11 protein-coding genes are annotated in these 13,444 nt (G+C 67.9%); 8 read left to right on the top strand and 3 right to left on the bottom strand.

From position 1 onward, the window contains the following. Positions 1-17 precede the first annotated feature (17 nt). Complete coding sequence (locus A5752_RS17445) at positions 18-1,448, bottom strand: FadR/GntR family transcriptional regulator (protein ID WP_067087983.1); 1,431 nt, start codon at positions 1,446-1,448, stop codon at positions 18-20. Positions 1,449-1,452: 4 nt separating this feature from the next. Continuing rightward, positions 1,453-2,286, bottom strand: coding sequence for an enoyl-CoA hydratase/isomerase family protein (locus A5752_RS17440; RefSeq protein ID WP_082963934.1), 834 nt, complete (start codon positions 2,284-2,286; stop codon positions 1,453-1,455). A 118-nt stretch (positions 2,287-2,404) separates the two neighbouring features. On the opposite strand from A5752_RS17440, the gene A5752_RS17435 reads away from it, so the two are divergent. From A5752_RS17435 to A5752_RS17415, 5 genes are read left to right on the top strand one after another with little or no spacing between them, the layout of a single operon-like run. Then, complete coding sequence (locus A5752_RS17435; RefSeq protein ID WP_082963945.1) at positions 2,405-3,676, top strand: cytochrome P450 family protein; 1,272 nt, start codon at positions 2,405-2,407, stop codon at positions 3,674-3,676. Between the two features lie 2 nt (positions 3,677-3,678). Next, positions 3,679-4,947 (top strand): FAS1-like dehydratase domain-containing protein, encoded by a 1,269-nt coding sequence (locus tag A5752_RS17430; protein ID WP_067087981.1) that lies wholly within the window; start codon positions 3,679-3,681, stop codon positions 4,945-4,947. Continuing rightward, on the top strand, positions 4,944-5,795 hold the full coding sequence (locus A5752_RS17425) for an enoyl-CoA hydratase-related protein (protein WP_067087978.1): 852 nt from the start codon (positions 4,944-4,946) through the stop codon (positions 5,793-5,795). Before A5752_RS17430 ends, A5752_RS17425 begins: the two co-directional genes overlap by 4 nt. Beyond that, entirely contained in the window at positions 5,792-7,225 is a 1,434-nt protein-coding gene (locus A5752_RS17420; RefSeq protein ID WP_067088108.1) for a phosphotransferase family protein, read from the top strand. The genes A5752_RS17425 and A5752_RS17420 overlap by 4 nt, the downstream gene beginning before the upstream one ends. Further along, the gene (locus tag A5752_RS17415) at positions 7,189-9,354 is read left to right on the top strand and encodes an acyl-CoA dehydrogenase family protein (protein WP_067087976.1); all 2,166 of its coding nucleotides are present in this window, start codon (positions 7,189-7,191) and stop codon (positions 9,352-9,354) included. Before A5752_RS17420 ends, A5752_RS17415 begins: the two co-directional genes overlap by 37 nt. Here A5752_RS17415 and A5752_RS17410 read toward each other — a convergent pair. Continuing rightward, positions 9,347-9,778 (bottom strand): Zn-ribbon domain-containing OB-fold protein, encoded by a 432-nt coding sequence (locus tag A5752_RS17410; protein ID WP_067087974.1) that lies wholly within the window; start codon positions 9,776-9,778, stop codon positions 9,347-9,349. The two genes, A5752_RS17415 and A5752_RS17410, sit on opposite strands and share 8 nt — an antisense overlap. Positions 9,779-9,824: 46 nt before the next feature. Between A5752_RS17410 and A5752_RS17405 the strand changes: the two genes are divergently transcribed. From A5752_RS17405 to A5752_RS17395, 3 genes are read left to right on the top strand one after another with little or no spacing between them, the layout of a single operon-like run. Continuing rightward, positions 9,825-10,994 (top strand): thiolase family protein, encoded by a 1,170-nt coding sequence (locus tag A5752_RS17405; protein WP_067087972.1) that lies wholly within the window; start codon positions 9,825-9,827, stop codon positions 10,992-10,994. After that, positions 10,973-12,565 carry a class I adenylate-forming enzyme family protein gene (locus tag A5752_RS17400; RefSeq protein ID WP_082963933.1) on the top strand — a complete coding sequence of 531 codons (1,593 nt, stop codon included), beginning with the start codon at positions 10,973-10,975 and terminating at the stop codon, positions 12,563-12,565. Before A5752_RS17405 ends, A5752_RS17400 begins: the two co-directional genes overlap by 22 nt. Positions 12,566-12,588: 23 nt before the next feature. Beyond that, positions 12,589-13,443, top strand: a complete 855-nt coding sequence (locus tag A5752_RS17395) for a mycofactocin-coupled SDR family oxidoreductase (protein WP_067087970.1) — start codon at positions 12,589-12,591, stop codon at positions 13,441-13,443. Position 13,444: the final 1 nt, after the last annotated feature.

Here is a 13,444-nt window from a genome sequence, read left to right as displayed (position 1 = left end):
GCCGAGTCAGTGAGAGGTCACCGCCCGGGCGGCATGGTGGCCGAGACGTGTGCGCGCATCCGGACCACGGCGAGCTCGCTGTCCCCGGCCAGCAGCGCGTCGGCAATGCTGCGGTGCGCCGGATCGATGGCCCGCGAGGCGCGTTCGAGGGCTTGCGGGTCGTCGTCGGCGTACTGGGCGAAGAAGTTCCAGCCCAGTCGCATGGTGACCCGGTGCACCAGTTCGAGTGCCTTGTTGCCCGAGAGCCGGGCGAGCACGGAGTGGAAGTCTTCGCGTTTGGCGTACGCGACGGTGACGCCCTGTTCGGATTCGGTGGCCAGCGCCCGCTCGATCATCGAGGCGTCGACGGTCCCCGAGCGCACGGCGGCGGCCGCCCGCTCGGCGACGGCCAGTTCCAGCCCGGTGCGCAGTTCTCCGATGTGTTGTGCGGTGACGCCGTGGCGGCGCAGGTAGATCGAGATGATCTCGGTCAGCGCAAAGCTGTCCGGCTCGGTGACGAAGAGGCCACCGCCGGGGCCGCGGCGGGTCAGCGCGATCTGCTGGTACTCGAGGATTCGGATCGCCTCACGCAGTACCGCCCGGCTGGCCTTGTACTTGGCCATCAGTGTCGCTTCCGACCCGATGAACGTGCCGGGTGTCGCCCCCGTGTCGAGCACCCACGCGAAGATCTGCCGGGCCAGCGCCTCGCCGCGTTTGTCGCCGTCGGTGCCCGCGAGCGCGGCGGTGGGGTCCAGGTGCTGCACCGTGGCGGGCTGGCGGTGGATGAAGTCCGCCTCGGCGCGCAGGTGTCTGCTCATCCGCTCGCGGGCCACGCCCGGGTTGTTGGTCAGGATCGCCCTGGCGATGCTGGCGTGCGCGTGCTGGACCTCTTTGGTCATGCTGGCGGGCAGCATCGCCTCGTCGGCGAAGTGGAAATCGATGACGCGGCTGAAGGTTTCGACGAACAGCTGCAGCACCGGGTTTCCGGTCAGCGCGGCCAGTTGAGTGTGCAGCCGCCGGTACTCGGTGAAGTTGCCCTCCGATTCGTCGGCCAACGTCTCGCGCACGGTGCTGATGTCGGCCTCGCCTGCGCGTTGCGAGGCCAACTCCGCGACGAGTTCCTCCAGGATGATCCGGGTGTCGAAGAGTTCGTCGAGCGTGGCGTTGGCCCGCAGCAGGTAGATCACCGTCGGACCGATCACCGCGTCGACGTCGGGTTCGTCGATGACCAGGCCGCCACCGGTTCCGCGTCGCATCCTCGCCACGCGCTGATGCTCGACCAGGCGTACCGCCTCCCGCAGCACCGCGCGGCTCACCCCGTAACGCTCGAGCAGTTCGGCCTCCGACCCGAGCACATGGCCCACCGGCCAGCCCAGTTCGATGACGTCGGCGACGATCTGCTCGGCCGCGCGGCCCGCCAGCTTGGCCTGCCGCGAGTCGATGCGCGGCGCGATCAGGTCTTGATCCACCGCGTCACCGGTAACTCGGCGGTCCGTTGCGCCGTGGAGTCGCGCGTCTCTCGGCGACCGGCGGGTTGCCGATGTGCGTGTAGGCCATGCCGTTCTGCAGCGCGGTCGACCTGGTCATGTCTAGAGATTCCCATATCGCCCGGATGGTTCCCTGGATTGCCGTGGTGTTCCGCTCGGCGATGGTCGCCGCGATCTGGTGGGCGCGCTCCCAGAGCTGTTCACGCTCGACGACCTCGGTCACCAGCCCGAGCCGCAGCGCGGTTTGGGCGGAGATGCGTTCCTCGGTCCCCATCAGCGCCCAACGCAACACGTCGCCGAGGGGAACACCGCGCTGCAGCATCCCGATCGGTTCCAACGCCGAGACGATCGACGCGTTCGCGTGTGGGTCGAAGAACGCGGCGTCCTCGGAGCAGATGATGATGTCGGCCTCGTTGAGCAGATACTGCCCGCCGCCGGCGACCAGCCCGTGAACCGCGGTGATCACGGGCTTCCAACACCGGTGCGCGATCTTCGGCGACACCCACACCCCGGGGTCGAAGCTGTTCCACACGTTGGACTTCAGGAACCAGCCCCCGTCGCCCTTGACGTCCACACCGGTGCAGAAGGCCCGATCGCCCGCCGCCCGCAGCACCACCACGTGGATGTCGTCGGTGTCGCGCACGGTCTGCCAGACCCAGACCAGCTCGTGGGCCATCCGTTCGGAGATGGCATTCATCGCGTCGGGCCGGTTCAACGTCACCGTGGCCACGTGGTCCGAACCGACCGCGAAATCGATGGCCTGAAGCGCACCATCGGAGGTGCCCGGGTCGATGTCCGATTGGGGGCTAGCGTAAATCATAGTATTCAGTGTACTAATAAATTGGATTCGCAACTGACACACGGGGAAATGAGATGGGCAGTTTGGGTGCGCGACCGAAATGCGCCCGGGGTGCGAGTCGGCCCCGATGGGAGTGACCATGACGAAACCGTCCAGGGCGTCCCGGTCCGCAAAAGCCAGTCCTGGCCCGGCCGGGTTGCCGTACACGGACCTGGGCACCCGGCAGATGCTCGACGATCCGTTCGCGCGGATGGCCGAACTGCGCGCGGAAGCGCCGATCTCGTGGGCCACCGCCCCGCTGCTGTTGCGGGGCAAGGGCGGCTACCTGGTGACGCTGCACGAGGATGTCGGCCTGGTGTTCGGCGACGATCGGTTCTCCAACGACATCATCAAGTACACGTCGGCGCGCCGATTCGCGTGGATGTTGCCGTCGTCGATCCGGATGCTGACCCAGACGATGGTCTTCCGCGACGACCCCGACCACAAGCGGCTACGGACGTTGGTGCACAAGGCCTTCACTCCGAAGTTCGTCACCACGCTGGTGCCCGACATCAACAAGATCGCCGAACAGCTCGCCGACGAGGTGGCGGCTGAACGCGACGTCGACCTGGTCCAGGCCTTCGCCGTCAAGCTGCCGCTGGCCGTGATCGCCACCATGCTCGGCATCGCCGACAAGGACCGCGACACGTTCCACGATCTGGTGGAGAAGCTCGGTGACGACGCGGGGCGCCGCGCCGGCCAGCTCCGCAGTGCGTATCACTCGATCCAGCTGTCCCGGCTGTTCGAGGAGATGATCTCCGATCGCCGCGTCAACCCCGACGACGGATTGATCTCAGAACTCGTGCGGGCCAACGAAGGTGGCGACAAGCTCAGCCACAAGGAAGCCGTCGCCATGGTGTTTCTGTTGCTGTTGGCCGGCCACGACACCACCTCGAGCCTGATCGGCAGCAGCGTGCTGGCGCTGACCCAGCACCCCGAACAGCAGGAGCTGCTGCGCAGCCAGCCCGAACTCCTCGAGTCCACCGCAATCGAGGAGCTGTTGCGCTACACCGCCCCGGTGGCCTACGGCGCGGCCCGGCTGGCCAAGGAGGACATGGAGATTCGCGGCGTGCACATTCCGCGCGGCTCGCAGCTGCTGGGAGCGATCATCTCCGCCAACCGGGACGAGACGGTGTTCGACGACCCGGATGCGCTGGATCTGACCCGGAAACCCAACCGGCACTTCGGCTTTGCCTTCGGTATTCACTACTGCCTGGGGCATCAACTCGCGAGGCTGGAGGGCCGCGCCGCGTTGAGCACCCTGCTGCGACGTTTTCCCAACTGGGAGCTCAAGGCGGCGCCGGAGCGGCTGCATTACCGGCCGACGGTGTCGCTGCGTGGACTGACCAACCTACCGATACGGATGTACTGAACATGACACAGACGCAACAGCAGGAATTCGACCACGCCATCAAGGACGAGGACATCGAGCGCGCGAAGCTGCTGATCGGCATCGACGCGCCGACGAGCATCGACGAGTTCTACCGGGAGGCCAGCGTCGACGGAATCCGCAACTTCGCCCGCGGGGCAGGCGACGACAACCCGTTGTTCTGCGATCCGGACTATGCCGCCGACACCCGGTGGGGCGGGGTGATCGCACCGCCGATGATCTTCTCGGCGATGTCGAAGAAGATGCTCGGCGACCCGATCCCCGAAGACATCCGCAGGGCCACCAGGGGACTGTTCTCCGGCATCCACGTCTTCGTCTCGGGTCAGACCACCGAGTGGTACCAACCCGTGCGGCCGGGGGATTCGCTGTACGGCTTCGGTGGCCTGGAGTCGATCGAGGAGAAGCACAGCGAATACGCGGGCCGCTCGATCATCCGCATTCTGCGCCAGGTCAAGGTGAACCAGCGCGCCGAGGTGGTCGCGGTCGCCCGCATCATCCTGATCGCGACCGAGCGCCAGCGCTCGCGTGAGCGCGGCAAGTACATGGACATCAAGCCCGCGACCTACACCGACGAGCAGATCGCCGAGATCGACGAGATCTATGCCGCCGAGGGCCCGCGCGGCGCGGAGCCGCGGTACTGGGAGGACGTCGAGGTGGGCGAGCCGCTGCCGAAGATGGTCAAGGGCCCGCTGACACTCACCGACGTCATCAGCTTCCACTCGGGCGGTTACGGTTTCGGGCCGTACGGGATCGGCGCCGCACGGATCGGTTACAAGAACCGCCAGCGGGTGCCCAAGTTCTACATCAAGAACGCCGCGGGCATCCCCGACGTTGCTCAGCGCCTGCACTGGGAGAACGAGTGGTCGCAGTCCATCGGCAACCCGATGGCCTACGACTACGGCGTGATGCGGGAATGCTGGCTCACCCACTTCGTCACCGACTGGATGGGTGACGACGGTTGGCTGGTGCGCCAGCACGACGAGATGCGCAAGTTCAATTTCATCGGGGACACGCAGTTCATCACCGGTGAGGTGGTCGGCAAGCGCATGGAGAACGGAAATGCCTTGGTGGACCTCGATTTCCGCTGTACCAGCCAGCGCGGGGAGGTCACCGCTCCGGCCACCGCCACCGTCGCGCTGCCCAGCCGCGAGCACGGCCCGGTGGTTCTCCCCACTCCGGATGAGGACTTGCGCCGCAAGGCCGCCGCGATGCTCGACCGGCACAACGAACTGATCGGAAAATCGCGGCGGTGACTTCGGTTCACCCGATCGAAACCGGCACCGACACCGTGCTGGCCGAGGTCGTCGACGGGGTCGGGATCATCACCCTCAACCGGCCGGAGCGGCGCAATGCGCTGCACGCCGAGATGTACGTCGCGGTGCCGCGCCTGCTCGAACGGTTCGCCGCCGACGATGCGATCGGCAGTGTGCTGATCACGGGCTCGGGCAACGCGTTCTGCGCGGGCGGCGATGTGCGGGACGGTAATTCGGGCAAGCAGGCGCCCCGTGAGCCGGGCGATGGTGTTGACGTCGAGGCGAAGGTGCGCGCGCAGTCCGCGCAGCTGGCCGACAACGCCAGAATGGTGACCCTGCTGCATCGCATGCCCAAGGTCACGATCGCCGCGCTGCCCGGTGCGGCCGTCGGCGCGGGCATGAGCATCGCCCTCGCCGCCGATCTGCGCATCGCGGCACGATCGGCGCGGCTCATCCCCGGGTGGTCGAAGCTCGCGTTCTCCGGTGATTTCGGCGGGGCCTGGTTCCTCACCCGGTTGCTCGGACCGGCCAAGGCGCTCGAACTGTTGATCGCCGACGAGCCCGTCGACGCGGAGGCCGGACAGCGCCTCGGCCTGTTCAACCGGGTCGTCGACGACGCCGACCTGCGGGACTCGGCGATCCGCTGGGCCGCGCAGATCACCGCGGGGCCGACATCCGCCTTCGCCGGAACCAAGGCCAACATCCTCGACGCACAGTGCCTTCCGCTGGAAGAGGCGTTGTTGTCCGAAAGCGAGCGCATGGTGCGCAGCGGCATGACCGCAGAGCACCGTGCAGCGGTCAAGGCATGGCTGGCCGCCGCCGCGGCGAAGTCGGGTGCACGCTCATGAGCGGCGCCCAAGCGATTTCCGACGAGCTGCTGCAGTGGATCCGGCAGACCGCCGGCGCCGAACGTGTCGAGGTCAAGCAGGTGCCCGGTGGCGCCAGCAGGCAGGCCTGGTTCGTCGACGCATACGGTCCGGGTGGTGACGAGCAGCTGTTTCTGCGTTACGACCCGCATCCGCCCAAGCCGGGCAGCGCCTTTCACCCGTTGCAGGTCGAGGCGGAGATCATGGGGGAGTTGTGGCGCCACGGCGTGACGGTGCCGCGGGTGCTGGCCGCGCATCCGGACCAACAGGCGGTCCTGCTGGAACGTGTCGGCGGCGACACCTGGTTCCGGCTGATCAAGGATCCCGGCGACCAGGTCCGCATCGCACAGGACTTCATCGCCAAACTGGCCTACCTGCACCGCATCGACGCCGGCGCGCTGAACATCCCGAGCCTGGGATCGGCGGGCCCGGTGCCCGAACATGTACGGGCCGAACTGGCAATGATGCGGAAACGCGTTGCGGCCTGCGGGAAACCGGCCCCGCTGGTGTCGTTCTGCATCGACTGGCTCGAGCGCAACATCCCCGACTACGACGGACCGACGGTGCTGGTCCAGGGCGACACCGGGCCCGGCAATTTCATGTACGCCGCCGGAACGGTGACCGCGATCGTGGATTGGGAACTGGCCCACTTCGGTGACCCGATGGACGACATCGCGTGGTTGTCCCTGCGCACCGTGCAGGACACCTTCACCCATTTCCCCGACCGCATCGCCGAATACGAGCGGCTGTCCGGGCATCCGGTCGACGAAGCCCGGGTCTGGTACTACCGGCTGTTCGCCGAGACCCGGCTGGCGTCGATGAACCCGGGGGGCGTCGACGCGCGGGCGTCGGTGCCCGCCCATTCGCCGGACGCCGGCAACAGCCTGATCTACGGCATGCTGCACCGTCGCCTGCTGGTCGAGGCGCTGGCCCGGGTGGTCGGCATCCCCGACGTCGACGTCGAATTCCCCGACGAGGAACAGCAATCCGAGCGGGCCCCCGTGTACGCCGCCACCGCGGCGGCATTGTCCGATGCGGCCGGACGGTCCACCGACCCGTTGGCCACCCGCTACGTCAAGGGCGCCGCCCGGCTGGTCAAGTACCTCGCCGAGGTGGACCGGGTCGGCGCCCAGGTCGACGCCGCCGAACTCGCCGAGCTCCGCGAATTGCTCGGTGACACCCCGGCTTCGGTGCCGTCGGGACGGGCCGCATTGGCGGAATTGGTCGCCCGCGGTGAACTCGACGAGCGCGACTATGTCACTCAAGTGTGGCGCGGCATCAAGCGTGACGACTACCTCACCAGAACCGCCTCCGGAGCGCTTCGGCACCGGACCTGGCCGGAACTTCACGATTCGAGCGAAACAGGAGTGCAGCGATGGGCATCGCCATCACCGACGACCACCGTGAGCTAGCCGAGGTCGCGCGGTCCTTCCTCGGCGCGCGGGGCGCGCGGGCGGCTGCCAGGGCGCTGCTGGACGCCGACGCCGAGGAACGGCCCGACTTCTGGTCCGAACTGGCCGGCTTGGGATGGCTCGGCCTGCACGTGCCGGAGCAGTACGGCGGCGCGGGATGCGGGCTGCCCGAACTCGTCGTGGTGACAGAGGAATTCGGTCGTGCGGTCGCACCCGGACCGTTCGTCCCGACGGTGATCGCGTCGGCGATCATCTCGGCCGCGGGCACCGAGGAGCAACGTGGCCGCTGGCTGCCGGGCCTGGTCGACGGCACCTCGACCGCCGGCGTGGGATTCAGTACCGCGCTGTCCTCCGGCGGCTCACGCTGCACGGGCGACGCGGGTGTGGTCCTCGGCGCGGGACTGGCTGACCTGCTGCTACTGGCCGTCGGGGAGGACGTGTTGGTGCTGCCGGCCGCGGGCGACGGCGTCACCGTCGACGTGAAGACCAACCTCGATCCCACCCGGCGCACAGCGCGCGTGACGCTCGCCGACGTCGAGGTCGGAGCTGCCGAGGTGTTGCCCGGCGCCGCAGCCAGCGCGCGGGCGATGGCCAGGACGATCGCCGCTGCCGAAGCCGTTGGCGGAGCGCATGATTGCGTCGACGCGGCCGTCGAGTATGCCAAGGTACGCGAGCAGTTCGGGCGCACCATCGGCACCTTCCAGGCGGTCAAGCATCATCTGGCCAACATGCTGGTGGCGGCCGAATCTGCAGGCGCGACAGTGTGGGACGCGGCGCGGGCGGCCAGTGCGGGGGAGCAGGAGTTCGCGTTGATGGCGGCCTGCGCGGCGACGTTGGCGTTCCCCGCCTACGTCCACAACGCCGAACTGAACATCCAGGTACACGGCGGCATCGGATACACGTGGGAGCACGACGCGCACCTGCACCTGCGGCGGGCCATCACGGTGCGCGGGTTGCTCGGGGGGCGGGATGCACCGCTCGACGTCTACGAACTGACCGCCAAAGGCGTCGTCCGCGAGAATTCGATCGATCTGCCCCCCGAGGCCGAACAGTTGCGCGAAGAGGTTCGCGCGGAGTTCTCCTCCTGGTCGGGGCTGGACCCGAAACAGTTGCGGGAGAAGATGATCGAGACCGGCTACGTCATGCCGCACTGGCCGAAGCCGTGGGGTCGGGCGGCCGGTGCCGTCGAGCAACTGGTCATCGAGCAGGAGATGGCCGAGGCCGGCATCAAGCGACCGGAGTTCGGCATCACCAGCTGGGTGGTGTTGACCATGATCCAGCACGGCACCGCCGATCAGATCGAGCGGCTGGTGCGCCCGGCACTGACCGGCGAGCACGTGTGGTGCCAGCTGTTCTCCGAACCCGGCGCCGGTTCAGACGCGGCGGCGGTGAGTACAAAGGCCACGCGCACCGACGGCGGCTGGATCATCAATGGGCAGAAGGTCTGGACCAGCGGCGCGCAGTATTGCCGTTACGGTTTGGCGACCGTGCGCACCGATCCCACCGCGGCCAAGCACGCGGGCATCACCACCGTCATCATCGACATGAACGCCCCGGGGGTCGAAGTGCGTCCGTTGCGCCAGATCACCGGGGGCTCTGAGTTCAACGAGGTTTTCTTCAACGACGTGTTCGTGCCCGATGGTGACGTGGTCGGCGAGCCGAACGACGGATGGAGGGTGGCCCGGGCGACGCTCGGCAACGAGCGGGTCAGCATCGGCGGGGGGCTACCGGGCACTCAGGGTGCCGTGGGAATGGTGGTCGACCTGACGCAGCGCTACGGCGACCGGGTGGCGGCCGCGCCCGAACGGGCGGGCAGGTTCCTCGCCGACGACCACGCGCTGCGACTGCTGAACCTGCGCCGGGTGGTTCGTAGCGTGGTCGGCGCCGAGCCCGGGCCCGAGGGCAACGTCACCAAGCTCCTGATCGCCGAACACGTGGTCGCGAGGGCGAGCCTCTCGGCAGAGCTCGTCGGACCCGACGTCGCGCTTGTGAGCGGTCCCGGAAAATATCCCGGTTTCATGGTGCTGGCGTCGCGCGGAATGACCATCGCGGGCGGCACTTCGGAGATCACGCGCAACCAAATCGCCGAGCGCATCCTGGGATTGCCGCGCGACCCGTTGATCAAGTGACCGGCGCGAACACCGGAACCCATGCCTCGCCGTGTTGTTCGAACCGGACCGCGACCGGCATCCCGGAATGCACCGCATCGGGATCGCAGTCGACGACATTGGCGGTCAGTCGCAGCCCGGGTTGTTCGGCGAGTTCGATCAAGGCCACTACGAACGGTGTCGGCACGCTCGGATTGAACTGCTGATGACACACGGTGAACGTGAACACGGTGCCGCGGCCCGACACCGCGACGAACTCCGGATCCGCGCCGCACGTCGGGCAGGTCGGCCGTGGGGGATGAAAGTAACGCGCGCAGGCCGCGCAGTGGGCGATGAGCAGCCGGCCCTCGGCGCCGCCGGTCCAGTACGGGCGCGAGGTGTCGTCGAGGGGCGGCAGGATGCGCGGGGCGTGTGAAGAAACCGGAGTAACCGAGGCGTCAGACACAACATAAAAGTACACTGATTAAGTTCATTGATCCGAAGGAGGACGGATGTCCAGCCCGCCGCGCCCGCCGGTCATCTCGGGCGCCGGAATCTCCGCGATCGGCCGCCGCACCGGCATTCCGGCGCTGGATCTCACCGTCTCCGCGGCCTCGGCGGCCATCGCCGACGCAGGTCTGACGCCAGGCGACATCGACGGCGTGCTCACGCTCGGTGACACTCCCGCAGAGGAGGCGGCCCGCGCGCTGGGCATCGCCCAGATCGGTGAATACGGGCCGGCAATGGGCCGCAACGGGTTGCTGACCCCGGTGGTCATGGCTCGTGACCTGATCGCCGAGGGCAGGGCGCGCCATGTGCTCGTGTACCGGACCGTGCAGATGATCGGCGGCACCGTGGATCGCCGTGCTGCCGACCGGCCGCCGGAATCCGGCAATAAGCGCCCCGCGACCGGGATGGACATGACCGAGGTCGGCTATCTGCTTGCCGCACATGCGTATTCGGCCGCAAACTGGCTCGCCATGCACTGCCGTGCTCACATGGACCGCTACGGCACCACCAAAGAGCAACTCGGCTGGATCGCCCTGAACGCCCGGCGCAACGCCGCACGCAATCCCCTGGCGGTGTACCGCGACCCGATGACCATTCAGCAGTATCTCGATGCCAGGCCCATCTCCACACCGCTTGGCCTGTTGGACTGTGACGTGCCGGTCGACGGTTCGATCGCGCTGGTGCTCTCGCATGCCGAACACCGCGCCGACGCGCCCAACGGGGCGGTCACCATCGAAGCAGCGGGCGGCGCGTCGGGCACCGGCGGATGGACCGGCCGTCCCGACTACCCGAAGATGGCGATGCACGACGCGGCAGCCGACATGTGGTCGCAGACCGACCTCAAACCTGCTGACGTCGATGTGGCCGAGTTGTACGACGGGTTCAGTTATCTCACGCTGGCATGGCTGGAGGCCCTGGGCTTCTGCGCCGACGGCGAGGGCGGTCCGTTCGTCGACGGCGGTGCGCGCATCGCGCGCGATGGTGAGCTGCCGTTGAACACCTATGGCGGTCAGCTCTCGGCGGGTCGGATGCACGGGTACTGGGTGCTGTACGAGGCGTGCCAGCAGTTGCGCGGGTTGGCCACCGACACGGCGATACCCAAACGCTCCGAAGTCGCCGTCGCTTCCGCAGGGGGCGGCCCGATAGCCGGATGCGTGCTGTTGTCGTGCTGACCGAATCCGGCCGCCCGGCGGTGGCAGCCGCGGACAACATCCCCGACGAGATCGCCGGGTTCATCCGCGACCACCCCGACACCGCGGTCATGGTGCACAGCGCGGACCGTCCCGATCGGTTCACCACCGCCGAACTGTTCGACGAGAGCATGCGGTTGGCGGCCGGTCTGGCGGGGCTGGGGATCCGGCCGGGTGACATCGTCGCCGTCCAGTTGCCGAATTGGCGCGAATGCTTCTCCGTCCACGCCGCGGCCTGGCTGTGCGGTGCGGTGGTGCTGCCTATCGTGCCGATCTACGGGCCGGCCGAGGTCGCCTTCATCGCCCAACAGTCGGGGGCGCGCGCCATCGTGCTGGCGCGCGAGCTCCGCAACCGCGATACCGGTGCGACCGTGGCGGCACTGGCCGACCTGCCCGAGCTGCAACACCGCATCGTGGTGGGCGGTGCGGCGGCGGGCACCACCCCCATCGAAGAGCTGACCTCCACGCGGGCAACGGATTTCACGCCGTTTCACCCCGAATCAGACAGCCGCGCGGTGCTGGTCTACACGTCGGGGACGACGGCCGAGCCCAAGGGCGTCCAGCACACCCACGGCTCGCTGCTCGGGGAGCTGCGTGCGATGGATGCGCTGCGCCACACCGATGCCGACCAGAGCACGCTGGCGGTGTTCCCGGCCGGACACATCGCAGGGACCCTGGGCATCCTGCGCATGCTGTGCCGCGCCGGAAACACGATCGCCATGGACGCGTGGAACCCCGAAGCCGCCGCCCGGCTCATCGCCCAGGACGGCGTGAGCGTCTCCGCCGGTGCACCGATCCACCTCGGCGGCATTCTCGACGTCGCCGAACGCGACGGCCTCGATGTGTCGAGCCTGCGCGAGTACACCACCGGAGCCGCCGGCGTCGCGGGCACGCTGATCCAGCGCGCGGATCGGTTCGGCATCGGTGCCTACCGCTGCTACGGGTCCAGCGAACACCCCACGATCAGCGTCGGTCGCCCGGAGGATCCGCTGGACAAGAGGGCCGACACCGACGGCCGGATCGCTCCGGGCACCCAGATCCGACTGGTCGACGAGCACGGTCGCGACGTGCCCACCGGAGCCGACGGTGAAATCCTCACGCAGGGACCGGAACTGTTCCGGGGCTATACCGACCCCCGCTTCACCGAGGCCGGCTTCGTCGACGGCTGGTTCCGGACCGGAGACGTCGGGCGCATGGATGCCGACGGTTTCCTGACCATCACCGACCGCAAGAAGGACATCATCGTGCGCGGCGGCGAGAACATCTCGTCGAAGGAAGTCGAGGACGTCGTCAGCAGCCACCCCGCGGTCGCCGAAGCCGCCGCGGTCGGCGCCCCCGACGAGAAATACGGCGAACGGGTCTGTGTGTTCGTGGTGCTCCAGGAGGGCAGATCCTTCGACACCGCCGACGCCGCAGCGCACTTCGCGGCCTGCGGGCTGGCCCGCCAGAAGACCCCCGAACGCATCGTGGTGGTCCCGGAGCTCCCGCGCACCATCAGCGGCAAGGTGCAAAAGCACCGTCTCAGAGAACAACTCGACACGACCGGCCGATAGATATCCGACGAAAGGAAACGAACGTGGGCAGAGTGCAGGACAAAGTCGTCCTCATCACCGGTGGCGCCCGAGGCCAGGGCCGGTCGCATGCCGTGCGACTGGCCGAGGAAGGCGCCGACATCATCCTCTTCGACATCTGCGGCGACGTCGAACACAACGAATACGCGCTGTCCACCGAGCACGACCTCGAGGAGGCCGGCCGGGAGGTTGAAAAGACCGGTCGCCGAGCGGTGACGGCCGTCGTCGACGTGCGTGACCGCGCCGCGCTCGCCGATGCGCTGAAGTCCGCGGTGGGAGAACTCGGCAAGCTCGATGTGGTCGTCGCCAACGCCGGCATCTGCCCGCTCGGTTCCGACCAGCCCATCGACGCCTTCGCCAACGCTTTCGACGTCGACTTCCTCGGCGTGGTGAACACCATCCACGTTGCCTTGCCGTACCTTTCGGCCGGCGCATCGATCATCACGGTGGGATCGGTGGCCGGGCTGCTGGCCGAAAAGGCCGGGCCGGCAGCGAGCATGGGCCCGAACGGCTCCGGGGGAGCGGGCTACAACCTGGCCAAGCAGTTCATCGACAAGTACACGATGGCGCTGGCCAACCAGTTGGCCCCGAAGTCGATCCGGGTCAACGTGGTGCACCCGACCAACGTCAACACCCCGATGCTGCACAACGAGTCGATGTACAAGATGTTCCGGCCCGACCTCGAGCATCCGTCGCTCGACGACGCGATCCTGACCTTCCCGATGATGCAGGGCATGCCGATTCCCTACGTGGAACCCGAGGACATCTCGCACGGCATCTGCTACCTGGCCTCCGACGAATCCCGTTACGTGACGGGGCTGCAGCTCAAGGTCGACGCCGGCGCCACCCTGAAGTTCTGAT

The organism is Mycobacterium sp. 852002-51961_SCH5331710 (assembly GCF_001665535.1).
Classification (GTDB): Bacteria; Actinomycetota; Actinomycetes; order Mycobacteriales; family Mycobacteriaceae; genus Mycobacterium.
The sequence above is the reverse complement of the archived record's forward strand: the minus strand, read 5'-3'. Positions and strand labels throughout refer to the sequence as shown.